Below are 15,433 nucleotides of genomic sequence, written 5' to 3' on the forward strand. Positions count from 1 at the left end.
CGGTGATTAACCGTCAGCAGTTATTTATTGTGCTGTCAAGGGTGGCGTCCGGTTACCTCAATGTAAATATCTGCGATTTTCAAGGTTCATCTGAGCCTATTTTTTTGACTCAGTTTTTTCATAGATCATTTGACACTATCAAAGCGAAGGTCAAATGACTCCATGTGTTTGAAGGTGTAGTCGAAGTAAACATGCTCATCGCCCATAGCCTTCAGTTCATCCACGTACTGTTCAAGCCAGTTGTAGCGCTGGTCCTCATGCTGCACCACATCCGTTACCTGCTCGGCATTTAAGCTGTAGGGAACCACCGTGATATAGAGCTCTATTCCATTCTTCCTTGTGTAGTCCACAATCTTTTTAAGGTACTTCACAGATTTATCAGAAGGCGCCAGAACATCTTCGGTATTGGGCTGATAGAGCGCCACAGAATCCATCTTGAAGTAGGGGGTAAAGCCCTTGAAATCCTCATAATCTGCAAAGAGCTTGTAAAAATCCTCAAGCTCTGCGTCCTGATACAGATCATGATACCCCACAAATCCAGGGAAATACTTGTTCCAAAGCTTCAGATCTCCGTCAAAGCAGGCGTGCATCATATTCAGCTTGTTTGCAGAAAACTTAAACCCATAGAGGGAATCAGACAGAAATTTATACTTGTACTTGTGATCTTCGTCAAATGCAGCCGGGGAAAAGAAATCCAGGACCACGACACTGGGTTTCTGAGTTTTACAGGCCTCAATAAGGTAGTGATAGGAAACCCACAGGGGCTGCTCGGCAGAGGAATAGTCATAAGCCGCTATGCCATAGTCTTCCCATAGTTTTGCAGTGTTTATGCCGTAGTGAACGTGGCTGGAGCCTAATACCAGCACATCTATCGTCCTCTGGGGCTGATCGTACATGGCGATGCACTGCTTGACACCGTGCTCCGAGTTTTCTTTCAGCACCTTACTGGCCACAAACACTGAGCCGACAATTATGAGCAGGCTTATAACACAAGCCAGAATCTTTTTCTTTGTCCTTTTATCCAACTTAAACTCCTAAAAATTCATATATACAAATTGGCGGATTTCGGCTCCGCAGCCATATTCTCCAAACAGAAGGACCAGTGACAGTACTGTTGCAAGGATTACAGCTCTTCTGTTGTCGCTAAGTCCTGCAATAAGCACCATTGGCGTGATGGTATCTCTTTTGCTTGCAACATAGTCCATAACCCATAAGGTAATGATACAGATAAAGACTATGTACCAATTGACCTCGCTAAGTCCCAGCATAAGCCCGTTCTGAAATCCAAGGCCTGCAAGGGCCTCATTCCCGTTAAACAAAGGGATCATATTCTTTGCAAACATAAGAGCCTGCCGTAGGGACCCTGCCCTGAAGAATATCCATGCAAAGTTAACTAAAAGGAAGGTGATCACGCGGCCAACTGTGCCCTTTGTTAGGAACTTAAGCCTTGTGCTTTTGATGAGACTTGTTACTATGCTATAGAACGCATGAAGTAATCCCCAGGCAAGGAAGCTAAGGCCAATGCCATGCCAGAGACCACAGACAACAAACACCGCCACAGTGTTAAGGTGCTTGCGAAGAGCCCCTTTTCTGTTTCCGCCAAGAGGAATGTAGATGTAGTCTTTAAGGAAACTGCTTAGGGAAATGTGCCATCTTCTCCAGAAATCCGTGATATTCTCAGCCATGTAAGGCGTTCTGAAATTCTTGGTAAGGTCAATTCCAAAGAGCTTGGAAATACCGATCGCAATGTCCGTGTATCCCGCAAAGTCGCAGTATATCTGGATCGTATACAGAACTGACACCAGGAAAAGAACTACAGGACCCAGCACAGTCAGATCGTCATAGGCGCTGTCCACCACGATAGCAAGCTTGTCCGCAATAAGGAACTTAAGCACCAGCCCCCAGACTATATAGGCTGCTGCGTGGGTGATGCGGTGAAAAGAGTAGGCTCTTATCTTTCCCTGGAACTGCAGCTGCTCCATGAAGGTCCCGGCTCTTTCTATAGGTCCACTCATCCACTTTGGAAAAAACATCATGTAAAGTGCAAAACTTAAAATGTCTTTTTCAGGTTCTATGCGTCCTGCGTAGATGTCAGAAATGTAGCTGATAGCCTGGAATGTAAAGAAAGAAAGGCCAATGGGTACAGGAAGATTCAATGCTCCTGTAAGTCCCGCCATGTCTGCACGTCCGACAATATAAGCCAGGATCTTCCAGCCAAACAGTACCAGCACGAGAAAAGAGATCGCGGCGACGAAAGCTCTTTTCCGCCCTGACACCACTCTTCCTAAAGCCCAGGTAATGAGGGTGACCAGGGTAACTGCCGCAATTCCAAGAAGACCTCCTTCAAAGCAGATGTAGACTATGCTTCCAAAGAGAAGAACGCATCTGCGATACCTCCCTGGTGTAAGCTGAAAGGCTATGAGCAATATTATCAAAAAAGTAACTGTAGTGATCTGTAGCGTCATATCAATCCCCCATTTTTTGCAAATAAAAAAGCAGAACACAAACAGAGGCTAATGCCTCCATTCATATTCTGCTACATTTATACATATCTTTTCACGACCGGAATATTTACTCCGTAGGTGCAAGAGTAACATAAACCGCATCATAAAAGCCTTCGCTAACGCGTTGTATTTTGTAACAAATCCCCATTTACTAGATTATAACATCACATCAGTTACCTGGGCAATTACCAAAGGAGTTTTTCCAGTATTTTCTTCGATAAATTTTCTCGCGGCGCTGCTGATGCCACGCCTTACTCTCTCATCGTAAACTCCCTGTCCGATAAACCTTGAAATTTCTTTTGATATAATCTCATTTAGTTTGTCTGACAGCTCATCAAATCTTTTTTCGTCCATGAAGCCTCTGCTGATGAGCTTGACAGGAGATACTATCCTTCCTGACTGCTTATCTATGCAAACTAAAGCTATCACTATTCCTGACTCAGACAGCTGCCGCCTGTCGCGGATAACTGAATTGTCGATGAGTCTCTTTTCATAGCCATCGATCAGTATCTCATTTAAAGGCACTTTTCCGGAAACCTCGATGCCATCCTTATCAAGAAGGACGATATCTCCATTTTGGATCAGCGGGATGTTTTCAGGCAAAATCCCCACTTCTGATGCGATCTTTTTTGCCTCACGCCTTGACTTGTACTCTCCATGGGCCGGGATCACGAACTTGGGGCGCACCATGGAGAAAAGAAGCTTAAGCTCATCTGCACACGCGTGTCCAGTGGCATGAAGATCCTGAAACTCCACTTTTACGCCCTTTTCCTCCAGAGTGTTCAAAGTCCTGTTAAATTCTATCTCATTTCCCTGGATCGCAACTGAACTAAACAGGACCACGTCGCTTTTTTTGATCCTGATATATGGGTGACTTCCGGATGCGATCTCAGAAATAGCCTGAACGGACTTTCCGTGATTGCCAGTGGTCAAAAAGACAAGTTCGTCGTCCCAGTATTTATCGACGCTGCCTGGATCTACCAGTATGTCATCTGGCACCTTCACATATCCAAGCTTTCTTGCCATGGCAAATACATCAAGAAGGAGATTACCCTCAAGGACGATCTTCCTGCCGTGTTTTTCAGCAAGATTGATGATCTGCTGAATACGATCTATGTTTGTTGCAAAGGTGATGATGATCAGCCTGTTTTCCTGGTAGGAGCTAAAGAACCTGTCAAGCTGGTCATAGACATGATGCTCAGACTTAGAGAACCCTCTCCAGGCCGCGTTGGTGCTGTCTGAAAGGACTGCCAGAACCCCTTTATTTCCAAGGGCTGCAAGCCTTGACATGTCGCTGGCGCCGCCCACAACCGGAGTCAAGTCAAATTTGAAATCCCCGGTACTTAGGATTATTCCCTGAGAAGTGTAGATCGCCAGCATGGCTGCGTCCGGAATGCTGTGCTCAGTTTTGATAAACTCTATCTTGAAATCCCCTACAACAATGGTGTTTCCAAGCTTTATTGCCTTGGTCTTTACGCCCTTTATTCCAAAATCCTGACATTTCTTTTCAACCATGGAAATGGTCAGAGGCGTGCCATAGACGGGAACGGAGAAATCGCCGGCAATGTATGGCAGCGCTCCGATGTGATCCTCATGTCCATGTGTCAGAACAAAGCCCTTGAACCTGTCTGCGTTTTCCTTAAGGTATGAGACATCCGGGATCATGGCAGATACGCCGGGCATATCATCCGGGGGAAAAGACATACCGCAGTCCACAGCAATGATGCTGCCCCCCGACTCTATCAGCGTCATATTCATACCGATCTTGTCAAAGCCGCCAAGGGGAATGATCTTAATGTTGTCAGCCATTTTTGTCTTCCTTTTGAAAAAAGCCTCAGGGTCACCACGCTCTGAGGCCTTAATAGTTTTATGAAATGTTTACTGAACCCTGAGGCTTGAATAGCCTTCTACATTCAGGCTGTAGTCGCTCCTGTCAAGGGAGAAGTTAGGGTTGTAATATGGATCTCCCTTTTCAAGCACCTCTTTCCACTTGGTCCTGAAGTGCTCTGACTCCTTGTCATAGCGGGCTGCATTCTTGCCCTCAAGGTCGAGGCCGCGGGATAAGGACTCGTAGTGGTAGAGCTCTGCAAATGGTGTAAAGACATTGAGGTAGCCCTTTTCTCTAAGGCGCAGGCAGAAGTCTACGTCGTTAAGGCTTACTGCAAAGCCCTCGTCGAAGCCACCAACTTCATCATATTTTGCACGGCTCACCATGAGGCAGGCACCTGTAACTGCGCTTACATCCTGGGCGTAGCACAGGCGTCCCATATATCCAAGGTTCATACCAGCCTGACCATAATGTGAATGGCCTGCTGTTCTGTGGGCACCAAGACCGAGCACAACTCCTGCGTGCTGGATCTTCCTATCTGGGAAGTAGAGCTTAGCTCCTACTGCACCAACGTCTTCACGCTGAGCGTACATGAGAAGCTCCTCGATCCAGTTAACTGTGATGACCTGAGTGTCGTTGTTAAGAAGGATCACATAGTCGCCTGTGGAGTTTTTGACGCCGTAGTTTACAACTGCGGAGTAGTTAAAGCCCTCTGTTGCAGCGCCCTGCTGCGACGAATCAGCTCCATTCTGCTCTGCCTTCCAGGCTGTGTAGTCCACAACCTTTACGATGTCCTTAAGACCGCCGTTCTTAAGCTCCTCGTAGTAGCCACGTATCTCGCTACCTTTTGAATTATTCTCAACAACGATGATCTCGTAGTTGTCGTAAACAGACTTCTCATATATGGAATCAATGCATCTCTTAAGGTCTTCTGCATGCTCGCAGTTAGGGATCACAATTGAAACCTTTGGTGTTCCCTTAACCTCATAGGTGATCTTGAATATCGTCTCAAAAGCCCTTGTGCTTGTTATCTTGAAGTGATCGTAGCCGTGTCTGCGCAGGTGATCTGCAACAGCACCCTTGGCCGCCTCAATAGCATAAGGCTTAGCTGAAATATCTGAAGCAACTGAGGCCGCATGACTTCTCCAGTAGTAGAGAAGCTTTGGCACATGTACGATGTGCTCTGCCCTGTCAGTAAGACGCAGGATCATATCGTGGTCCTGACTTCCGTCAAACTTAGGTCTAAAAAGCTCCGTTCCATCAAGAAGAGATCTCTTAAACACACTGAAATGACAGATGTAATTGTTGGCTCTTAAGTTATCAATTGCATAGTCAGGCTTAAAGTGCATGGTGATCATCTTGTTGATGTCATCATTTTTAAAGGTGGTCTCATCGCAGTAGATGTAATCTGCGTTCTGCTCGTTGATCGCCTTCACATACCAGTAGAGAACTTCCGGATGAAGAATATCGTCGTGGTCGAAAAGACCTATGTACTCACCATCAGCCAGCTCCAGGCAGTGGTTGGTATTGCCTGCAATGCCTTCGTTTTTAAAGAGCTTTTGGTATTTGATCTTGCAGCCATTTGAGCCTGCCTGATCTGTCACCGCTGCAGTGCCTGCTGCACTTGCTGCGGCCTTAGCTCTCGGATCTGCCATGTACTCTTCTACAATACCCTGCACCAGCCCCACGTGCTCGTTATCTGAGCCATCTGCAAGGCACAGCTGCCAGTTCTTATAGGTCTGATCAAGCACTGACTCGATCATGTCCCTAAGGAACTTCTCTGGTGTGTTATACAGTGGTACCAGAATGGAAATCAGTGGCATCTTCTCAAACACAGCCGCTTCCTGCTCTTTTCTTGTTTCCTCAGATGGGAAACTCTCTGTACCGTAGTGAGTCATTGCCTTCTTCTCGATCTGCTTGTACTTGATCTTGGCAATGACGCCACGAAGTGACCCCTGGTTCCTGATCCTGTCCCTTTGCCTGATCACCCAGTGCATAGCGTTTCTAGCTGGTGTTGAGGCCTTCCAGATAGGATTATTCTTTATCCTGTTAAGCTTAAACTCTAATTCCTGGTTCTTATCTTCAAGCTCAGCAATTCTTCCTGCAAGATCAGCTGTCTTTAGTTTTTCCCGCTCGTAAGCGGCCTTATAATCTAATTCTTCTGACATCTATCTCTCCAGTATTTCATAAAATACGATTTGCTCCGCTGCGCTCTCGCAAATCTACAAACATTCGGAATTCGCACTATCGTGCTACTTCCTCATATTTGTTTAGCCCACATGGTCATGCCAAGCTTTCTGCAAGCAGAGCTTGTCATGACTATGTGTTCTTTATTTTAAGTATATTCGGAACCCAGTTAACAAGCTTTAGCCTGCTGGTCTTGTCGATAGCCAGCATTCCGATCTGGTAGTATCCTGGTGGCAACAGCCCCTTCTTGATCCTGAGCTTATAGCCAGTAAGGTCCACATTAACCTGGTCAGCAAGCCTAACCCTGATGTCAGGGCGGTACCACACGTAAGGCGCAAAGCTGTACACCTTGGGTCCTACTGGGCCTGCGCCGTCTTCGAATCTCTGCACAAGGCGCAGCAATAGTCTCTTTTCAAAGTAAGCGTTATCTGAACCGATAACGAAGCTGTAACCCTTAAGGAAGTACCCTTCCTCGTTGCTCTTTGCCGTAACGCCGTAGAGCCAGTTATCCATGGTTCCGTTGTACTCGCAGCCGATCCTCAGGCACTGGTCTTCCCTTGCGCCGTGGATACCGCGCTCGTGGATGCTTGCTGTTGCAAATGGTATATCCTCAGGAGCAGTGTAGTCTTCCTTAGGAATGATTGCAGAAATAGTCTCATCCTCAGTAAGGTGAGGTGAGTAGAAAGGATCCACGTTGTAGAGGTGAGCATGCCTTGTCATAAGGGTATCCCCCTCAACTGCAAGCCTCTCCATCTTCTTGGGATCAAGGTTATCAAGGCCCCTTGTCAGGGACTCGTGATGCGTCAGATATATGTGATTGCAGCACACATTGTAGTAGCCCTTTTCATGCATGCTGTAGCAGAAATCCACGTCGTTAAAGGCAACCTTGAGCTCCTCTGGAAATCCGCCCACGTCGTTGAACTTCTTGCGGCTCACCATAAGGCAGGCTGCTGTTGCTCCGATCATGTTGTGAATACCGCGGTTGTAGCCAAAGTAGTGGCTCTTGTTGTCGTGCATCTTCTGAAGCTTGTGAACAGGACCGCGACGAACATTGGCAATTCCTGCGTGCTGGATAAGATCTGTCTCCGGGTAAATAAGCTTGGCTCCAACAACGCCCACGTGCTTAAGCTGGGCCTGGGACAGCATCTCACGCATCCAGCCTTCCTTGACACACTCTATGTCGTCGTTTAAGAACAGCAGGTACTCACCAGAGGAGTTCTTTGCTCCCTGGTTGCACATTGCAGAAAAGTTAAACTCCTGGGTCTTGTAGATATAGTTTATCTTGGTCAGGCCGTTCTTTCTCTCAGCGCGACTTGCATAAACGCCGTATTTAACACGGTTTGCAGCGTTGCTTCCATTATCAACAATGACAATGTCGTACTTGATGTTGTCATCGCCGGTTGTTTCGATTATTGAATTAAGGCACTGCTGCAAAACCTCAGGATGGTCTTTTGATGGAATGATGATGCTGACTGTAGCTGGGGACAGCAGCATATGCCTTGATGTGTGGAAGCTCCTTCCGTAGAACACGTCCTGCTCAGGGTTTCTGTGGAACAGAACTTCCCTTATGTGACCGATTGGGAACTCGAGACCGGTTCTTTTTCCGAAGGCATGCTCATGAATTGCCAGCATACAGAACAGTACGTCTGCAGACAAAAGAGATGCCTCAAGCCCAGTCTGCTCAACAGAGCCCTTCTTGTGGGCAGTTCCGCCCAGCATCCTTACTGCGTTGTCGTACTCTGCAGCTGCCTCGTGCATGGCTACAGCCCTGCAGGCAAAAAAGCTGCCGATATAGAAAGCATTTAAGTATGAATCAGGAGACCAGTCAGGCTTAAAGTAAGGATGGATGAACTTTCCGCCCTTTCCAAGCTCGTCCTCATCGCCGTAAACCACGTTTATCTCAGGGTGTGCGATGAAGTACTGCTTAACAACCTCAGAGGCCTTCTTCACAAGCTTACCCTTAGGACTTACAAAAAGATAGACCGTAGTCTCATCCTTCTTATTGTCCTGGACTTCCCAAACCTTGCCATAGGGCACAACCTTAACATTTGGCTCAGGTAGTTTTTTAGGCACAAGCTCACCATTTTCAGCAGTCTCGTACTGAACCGGAGCCTCTGCCGCCTGAACAGGCTCTTTTTCCCTTGCCCTCTGCCACTTGTCGTAGGCAGAAGTCTTGGATGCCAAGAGCTTATTGTATTTGTTTGTCCGCTTTCTGATAAGCGTACCCTTAGCAAGGTCTTTTAACATATCCCCTTAATCCCACTCCTCATCTTTGTAGAAGCGCTCCTCGCGCCTTTGTCTGATCTTTCCTTTTATCTTGCCGATGATGCTGCCCTTCTTAGCTTTTTCCCCCTGGGGCTCATCGGTGTGAATGGACTCCGCCACCGCCTGTGCTGCATTTGCAGGAACAATGGTGGTTAAAAGAGTCAGCTTTAAGTGATTCCTGTCCATCTTGCCCGCCTCGTTTTCAAGGCCAAACTCAATGTTAGGGTCATCACTGTCAAATACAAATGAATCATCAGAGATCCACTGGCCGTTCACCGGATGGATGCTAATATTGCAGGTGCTGTCTGAAATAGGCTTGTCATTCCAGGTTGCATCAAGGATCGTGACGATACATGGTGCAAAGGCCGGATCCACGCGGACAGTCCTGCAGTCCCCTGAAATCCTAAGGTCGAGACTTATCTCATTCTTCTCATTGTACTGCTCCTCTGGGAAGAAAGAGTCATCCTCTGAATATCCTTCGCCCTCATCCAGGTAAACCTGAACGCAGTCGTCTGGTCTTGCTGCATCTGCGCTACCCAAAAGCTCTTTTGGCACAAAGGTCTTGCGGCCAATGCCGCGCCAGATCTCAACCATGGACTTGCGATTTCCTGTTACATATTTCTGGAAGGCGTACTCCTCTTCAAGGAGGTCCTTCATGTCTTTTTCAGTAAGGCCGACCTTCTCATAGACAGGCTTAACATCAAAGTGCTCGCGCTTCCTGTCCTCAAGCCTGTAGCAGTAGATAGCGCGCCACAGCTGATCCTTGACTGGAATGCACTTTCCGTAGGTCCACTCGTAATCGATGATGGTCCAGATAGGGCCGTTGACCATGATATTTGAAAAGATAAGGTCGTAGTCCGAAACAGGGTAATCGGGCTTGTACCCTATTCTCTTAATGTACTCACCCACCAGAGCGTCGAAGGCTTCCCTGTCGTCCCTGTCAATGCACTGATCCAGCAGTGATGAGAGAGGTACTCCATTTACAAAAGAGAAAATGGCGCAGCCTTCTGTTTCGCTAATCTGACAGTCGTTGATTTCAAGGTCTCCGCCTCTGTACTTCTCCACAAGGCCAAGGTACGCATCCCTTATGCCAAGGACATGCTCTTTTGCCGCCTCAGTAAGAGGGAACTTCTTGATGATCCTGCGGCCTGCGCGGTCGATGGCAATGTCTGTCCTTATCTTGAATTCATCAACTCTGTCGTTGCTATATTTACTATAGATCGTATCAAAACCAGGTCCTAAGATAACTTCAAAAGAGTTGGCAAACTCCTGGTACATGTTCTCTTTAATAAGCTCTTCGTAAGCTTTTTTCTCGTTGAAAAGAACCATTCTGTCCCGGTCGAAGTTCCTGACATTGTCCTGAAGTTCTCCGTGGACTGGAAGGTATGAGTCTGAGTGCAAAAGAGTCATGAGCTTGTAGTCAGGATATGGATAGTAGAAATGGTACTCATTCATGCCACATTTCTTGAAGATGTTGATAAGGCCGTTCCTACTAAAGGTCCTTGCAACAGAATCTGCGGAGTACCCTTCAATTCCTGTAAAGTAGCTGCCAAGGTGATCCTCAGCGCAGCCAGCAAAGTACTTAAGTCCAAGTCGGTTCTCGATAGCAATAACGATACGTCCGCCCTTTTTCAGATGGCGGTTAAGCATGCGAAGGAATCTCTCGTAAGGAGTGTCTGTTCCAATGTAGCCCTGGCCATACTCGAAAACGCCGATAAGGAAGATGTAGTCAAAATCCTTGGGAAGGTCAGGTTCAATATCCCTGAAATTGCCCACGTGGATAGTTACGTTCTGACATTCAGCATTTCTTGTGGCGTTGATCTCAGAGCGGCGACGGGAAAGGTCGCAGGCAACGACTTCTCTGGCCTTTTTAGAGAGCATGCCAGTTATGGCGCCGCACCCGGAGCCCACTTCCAGAACCTTGGCATTTGGGTCCATGGGAATCCACTCTACGATATTTGAGCGCTTTTCAGACAGGTGGTACAGGATAGGCCAGCTGTTCCTCTCCTCGATCACCTTCTGATATTCTTCTTTTTTATACTTTTTGACTATCTCAAGGAGGTCGTTCTCTATGGCGCCATCGCTATAAAGATCAACCCCTGAGTAGTGCTTGAAATTCAGGGATACTCCCCCAATCTTAATCTCTTCCTGCATATATGTTTCCTCAATGCTCAGCATCAACTACTGTGCACTTAGTGTTCATGTCGTAATAACCGACGGTGTTTTTATCAGATACTACGGTGACGTTCAGGGCATCATACAACCTGTGATAAACGGTAAAGTCGTTCTGCTCAAAACCTGTAACTCCAAAGCTAAGTAGGTACTCTCCGCCCTGGAGGGTCATCTTCTGGGTGAAGGAAATATCCTTCTCATCGCCTGCTTTTACCGGATCTAAAAAGGCTTTCTCCACCATTGAGTTGGTGCCGGTTATCTCGATGCCCATGATATTCTTGAAGGTAAAGGCGAAGATTGGTGCTGCAACGTCTTTAAGGAACTTGACGCGCATGTGCACGGTAAATTCTGAGCCTTTGATGATGGAGTTGGTGCGAGTGCCCTTTTCATCAGTTACGTAGTACTCGGTGATGGTGGCTGCGCCGTCGCCGTACTCAAGAAGGTCTGGGTTTTCGGCGACAGCTTCCTTGCTGTCTGCAGCACCTGACTGTCCGGCATCAGAACTGGCCTTGGAGTCAGCTTTCTTCCCTTTCTTGTCCTTCATACCGTCCTTACCCACCTTTGAATCGGCATCCTTCGCAGCATCTGCTGCGGCCTTACGTATATCCTCATCATCCAGAAGGTTTTCTCCATCGCCCTTAGGTAGTGGATACTGGCCAACCAGGACCTGTTTGTAGATGTCGATCATCTTCTTGGGAGTTCCCTCTCCAAGGAGGACTCCCTGGTTAAGGAGAACTGCTCTGTCGCAGTACTTGCTGATGCTGGACAGATCGTGTGATACGAAGAGGATGGTCTTGCCCTGCTTCTTGAACTCCTCAAACTTGTGATAACACTTGGCCTGGAAGAACACGTCTCCAACAGAAAGAGCCTCATCGACAATAAGGATCTCAGGGTCGATGTTGATGGCAACTGCAAAGGCCAGACGCACAAACATACCACTTGAATAGGTCTTGACTGGCTGATATACATAGTCGCCAATGTCGGCAAACTCTAGGATTGCATCAAGTCTCTTTGTTATCTCTTCCTCGGAAAAGCCGATCATCATACCATTAAGGTAGATGTTGTCGATTCCGTTATACTCCATGTTAAAGCCTGCTCCCAGCTCCAAAAGAGCTGAAATATGGCCATCTACATTGACTTCGCCCTGGGTAGGTGACAGAACGCCAGTAATGATCTTAAGGATCGTGGACTTACCTGAGCCGTTGGTTCCGATGATACCAACCGTTTCACCCTTTTTTACGGAAAGAGTCACGTTATTCAGCGCAAGATGCTCTTTGTATTTCTTTTTCCGCATAAGTCCAAGGGAGTCCTTGAGCCTGTCCATGGGCTTGTCGTAGAGTCTATAAACCTTCGTCAGGTTTTTTACTTCAATCGCAGTATCTTTATCCATAAATTTCCAATCTATAGTTCACTTGCCACAAAGCGCCATTTACAGCACATCTGCGAAGTGCGTCTTACTTCTCTTAAAAATCAGCGTTCCAATACAGAATGCTGCAACCACAAAGATCCAAAAATATGTTGAAGAGTAGAAGTGCTCAAAAAACCAGGAATCTCCGTAGATTGAATTCCTGAATCCCTCAACGATGTAGGTCATTGGGTTTAGCTTGACTATCCACTTGTATTTGTCAGGCACAATGTCGATGTTCCACAAAATAGGCGTTGCCCACTGGAACAGCTGCAGGCCAATTGAGATGATCTGCAAAAGGTCCCTGAAGAACACCACGATTGCGCAGGTGGCGTAGCTAAGTGACAGCACCAGAATGAACTCACAGCCTATATAGTAGATCAGCTGCAGCCAGTAAATATTTGGATAATAGCCATAGATGCAGGCAATTATCATCAGCACACAGGTGAAGAACACGTGGATGAACATGGCAGCAATGATCTTGATGATAGGCAGTATGCTTATTTTGAAAAGAACTTTTTTCACCAGATAATTGTACTCAAGCAGCGACGTTGTTCCGTTGGTCAGCGCTTCAGAAAAAAAGAACCAGGGAACAAGGCCTGCTGTAAGGAATAACACATAAGGAACTGTTACGCCGTCAGACACCGCCTGTGCTCTGGACTGGAATACCCTGTCAAAGACAATATAGTACATGCAAACAGTGACCACCGGCTGAGCCAGTGCCCACACTATTCCCATATATGATCCGGCGTATCTCTTTTTAAAATCGTTTACCGCAAGGCGCTTGATGAGCTTTCTTGAGTGAAAGAGCTCAACCGGCAGGACAAGCAGCCTGTCGTACCAGAAAAACACCAAAATGCAGCTGATACCGATAAGTAAGCAGCCGCAGATCTTCTTAAGAAGAGCAGTATCCGGATCCTCTAATGGATTGTTATGGAAAATAAGTAGTAGCGCCAGCGCCAGGGCTAGCACGTAGAAAGCTCCAAGAGCTACGCCCTTGGAGATTTTCTTAGAACCAGCTTTCAAAACTCCTTGATTCCTCCCCACTTAGTATCCCTGTCTGAAAGATTAAGTGCTACACCCTCAACAAGTGGCCACTCAACGCCGATATCCGGATCATTCCAGATAAGACCGCCCTCGTCGCCAGGTGTGTAAAAATCTGAACATTTATATGCAAACTCAGCATACTCGGAAATTACATAAAAGCCATGTGCAAATCCCTTTGGAACAAAGAACTGTTTCTTGTTCTCCTCTGAAAGGATAACCCCGTGCCACTTTCCAAAGGTCTTGGAATCGCGCCTAAGATCCACAGCTACGTCAAACACTTCGCCTCTGATGCAGCGAACCAGTTTGTCCTGTGGGTGATTTATCTGATAGTGAAGGCCTCTTAAAACGCCCTGTGTGCTGGCTGACTGGTTGTCCTGAACGAAAGGAACATCGATACCTGCCTCAGCAAAATCCCTCTGGCTGTATGTCTCCATAAAATATCCTCTGGCGTCACCAAACACCTGAGGTGTAATGATCTTAAGACCTTCAATTTCACATGTTTCTACTGTAATCTTGCCCATTGCTTTGCAACAATCTCCTTATAACTTATATATTTTTAGGGAAAAGAGCATTAAGCTCCCTGTCATATGCTCCTTACGGAGTACCAACTGGTGTCCCTGTGATAGTCTGATCTGATGGAATAAACTGTCCGAATCCTCCAGGCGGCGCATCCGGTACGCTTGTAAGATAGCCTGAAGCCCCTGTGGCATCATCCTGATACATAGATGGATACTCAGGATTAGGATTTGTCACCTGCCCAACCACTGCCATTCCTGCAGCGTCGTCAGCGTCACCCTGTCCATCAGGATCTGCAATTCCATCATCACCAACCAAGGCGTCGCCACCTGCAGAATCGCCTGATGAACTGGCATTACCAGCGCTTGTCTTCTTTCTTACAACCACTGATGGTACTTTTTCTGTCTCATCAAAAAAGTCCTCATCCAGCATAAAGGCTCCCAGGTCGTCACCAATCTGGTCCCCGGTGAAGACTTCCTCCTGGGTTACGTCTTCAGTAACTTCTGTCTCAATCTCTTTTGACTGGCCCCAACCAAAAAGCTCGTTGATCTTCTTGGCATTGGTGGCGTAAACGATCAAGAGTACCAAGATAAATGCACTTATTATGGTCAGTATAGCCATTCGAAAAACGCGTCTGTCCATAATTCCCCCATAATTCACAATGAAGTTCCGCTCTCGCTTCGCTCGCCGGAACACGTTCTCACCAGGTTCGCAAAAACCTCACCAGGTGTTCACAGCCCATTAGCAACTTCCACTAAGTATTTGCCGTAGTCTGTCTTCATAAGAGGCTCAGCCAGCTTGAGCAGCTGCTCTTTATCAATGAAGCCTCTCTTATATGCGATCTCCTCAATGCAGGAGATGTAAAGCCCCTGCCTCTTCTGGAATGCGCAGACGAAATCAGCAGCGTCTAAAAGCGCATCATGGTTACCAGTATCAAGCCAAGCAAAGCCTCGTCCCATGGTCTCAACCTGAAGTTCGCCGCGGTTTAAGTACTCGTTGTTGATACTTGTTATCTCAATCTCGCCTCTTGCTGAAGGCTTAACATTTTTCGCGATATCTACAACCTTGTTGTCGTAGAAGTAAAGACCTGGAACTGCGTAGTTGCTCTTTGGATGCTCAGGCTTTTCCTCAATGCTGATGGCCTTGCCGTTTTCATCAAACTCAACAACGCCGTAAGCCCTTGGATCTCTTACATAGTAACCAAAGATCGTGGCACCAGTCTCCCTTGCAGCAACGGTTCTAAGGAGCTTAGAAAAGCTCTGTCCGTAAAAGATATTGTCGCCAAGCACCAGGGCTACACTGTCAGAACCAATGAACTTGTCGCCGATTATGAATGCATCAGCAAGGCCTCTTGGCTGCTCCTGAACTGCATAGCTAAAGCTCATGCCAAGCTGCTCTCCGGTCCCAAAGAGCTCCTCAAACATAGGAAGGTCTCTTGGAGTTGAGATTATAAGCACCTCTCTGATACCTGCAAGCATCAGGGTTGAGAGAGGATAATAGATCATTGGC

11 protein-coding genes are annotated in these 15,433 nt (G+C 47.0%); all 11 read right to left on the minus strand.

Going from position 1 to position 15,433, the window contains the following annotated elements:
• Positions 1-125: 125 nt before the first annotated feature.
• On the minus strand, positions 126-1,025 hold the full coding sequence (locus J6I68_RS12360) for a hypothetical protein (protein WP_292220730.1): 900 nt from the start codon (positions 1,023-1,025) through the stop codon (positions 126-128).
• Positions 1,026-1,034: 9 nt separating this feature from the next.
• Positions 1,035-2,465, minus strand: coding sequence for an MBOAT family O-acyltransferase (locus J6I68_RS12365; protein WP_292220732.1), 1,431 nt, complete (start codon positions 2,463-2,465; stop codon positions 1,035-1,037).
• 195 nt (positions 2,466-2,660) lie between these two features.
• Entirely contained in the window at positions 2,661-4,313 is a 1,653-nt protein-coding gene (locus J6I68_RS12370; RefSeq protein WP_292220733.1) for a ribonuclease J, read from the minus strand.
• Positions 4,314-4,382: 69 nt separating this feature from the next.
• Positions 4,383-6,500, minus strand: coding sequence for a glycosyltransferase family 2 protein (locus tag J6I68_RS12375; protein WP_292220735.1), 2,118 nt, complete (start codon positions 6,498-6,500; stop codon positions 4,383-4,385).
• Between the two features lie 151 nt (positions 6,501-6,651).
• On the minus strand, positions 6,652-8,766 hold the full coding sequence (locus tag J6I68_RS12380; protein WP_292220737.1) for a glycosyltransferase: 2,115 nt from the start codon (positions 8,764-8,766) through the stop codon (positions 6,652-6,654).
• 6 nt (positions 8,767-8,772) lie between these two features.
• Positions 8,773-10,938 carry a class I SAM-dependent methyltransferase gene (locus J6I68_RS12385; RefSeq protein ID WP_292220739.1) on the minus strand — a complete coding sequence of 722 codons (2,166 nt, stop codon included), beginning with the start codon at positions 10,936-10,938 and terminating at the stop codon, positions 8,773-8,775.
• Positions 10,939-10,948: 10 nt separating this feature from the next.
• Positions 10,949-12,346 (minus strand): ABC transporter ATP-binding protein, encoded by a 1,398-nt coding sequence (locus tag J6I68_RS12390; protein WP_292220741.1) that lies wholly within the window; start codon positions 12,344-12,346, stop codon positions 10,949-10,951.
• A 39-nt stretch (positions 12,347-12,385) separates the two neighbouring features.
• Positions 12,386-13,387 carry an ABC transporter permease gene (locus tag J6I68_RS12395; RefSeq protein WP_292220743.1) on the minus strand — a complete coding sequence of 334 codons (1,002 nt, stop codon included), beginning with the start codon at positions 13,385-13,387 and terminating at the stop codon, positions 12,386-12,388.
• The gene (rfbC, locus tag J6I68_RS12400) at positions 13,384-13,929 is read right to left on the minus strand and encodes a dTDP-4-dehydrorhamnose 3,5-epimerase (protein ID WP_292220745.1); all 546 of its coding nucleotides are present in this window, start codon (positions 13,927-13,929) and stop codon (positions 13,384-13,386) included. The genes J6I68_RS12395 and rfbC overlap by 4 nt, the downstream gene beginning before the upstream one ends.
• 73 nt (positions 13,930-14,002) lie before the next feature.
• Entirely contained in the window at positions 14,003-14,566 is a 564-nt protein-coding gene (locus J6I68_RS12405; protein ID WP_292220747.1) for a hypothetical protein, read from the minus strand.
• Between the two features lie 89 nt (positions 14,567-14,655).
• Positions 14,656-15,433: glucose-1-phosphate thymidylyltransferase RfbA (gene rfbA, locus J6I68_RS12410; protein WP_292220749.1), on the minus strand; the 778-nt coding region annotated here is incomplete at its 5' end.

Origin of the sequence: Butyrivibrio sp. (genome assembly GCF_017940685.1) — a bacterium.
GTDB lineage: Bacteria > Bacillota > Clostridia > Lachnospirales > Lachnospiraceae > Butyrivibrio.

What these genes read in the sequence shown, in the direction of transcription:
- J6I68_RS12365 (WP_292220732.1), bottom strand. Translation starts at nt 2,465, where the DNA reads ATGACGCTACAGATCACTACAGTTACTTTTTTGATAATATTGCTCATA.
- J6I68_RS12370 (WP_292220733.1), bottom strand. Translation starts at nt 4,313, where the DNA reads ATGGCTGACAACATTAAGATCATTCCCCTTGGCGGCTTTGACAAGATC.
- J6I68_RS12375 (WP_292220735.1), bottom strand. Translation starts at nt 6,500, where the DNA reads ATGTCAGAAGAATTAGATTATAAGGCCGCTTACGAGCGGGAAAAACTA.
- J6I68_RS12380 (WP_292220737.1), bottom strand. Translation starts at nt 8,766, where the DNA reads ATGTTAAAAGACCTTGCTAAGGGTACGCTTATCAGAAAGCGGACAAAC.
- J6I68_RS12385 (WP_292220739.1), bottom strand. Translation starts at nt 10,938, where the DNA reads ATGCAGGAAGAGATTAAGATTGGGGGAGTATCCCTGAATTTCAAGCAC.
- J6I68_RS12390 (WP_292220741.1), bottom strand. Translation starts at nt 12,346, where the DNA reads ATGGATAAAGATACTGCGATTGAAGTAAAAAACCTGACGAAGGTTTAT.
- rfbC (WP_292220745.1), bottom strand. Translation starts at nt 13,929, where the DNA reads ATGGGCAAGATTACAGTAGAAACATGTGAAATTGAAGGTCTTAAGATC.
- J6I68_RS12405 (WP_292220747.1), bottom strand. Translation starts at nt 14,566, where the DNA reads ATGGACAGACGCGTTTTTCGAATGGCTATACTGACCATAATAAGTGCA.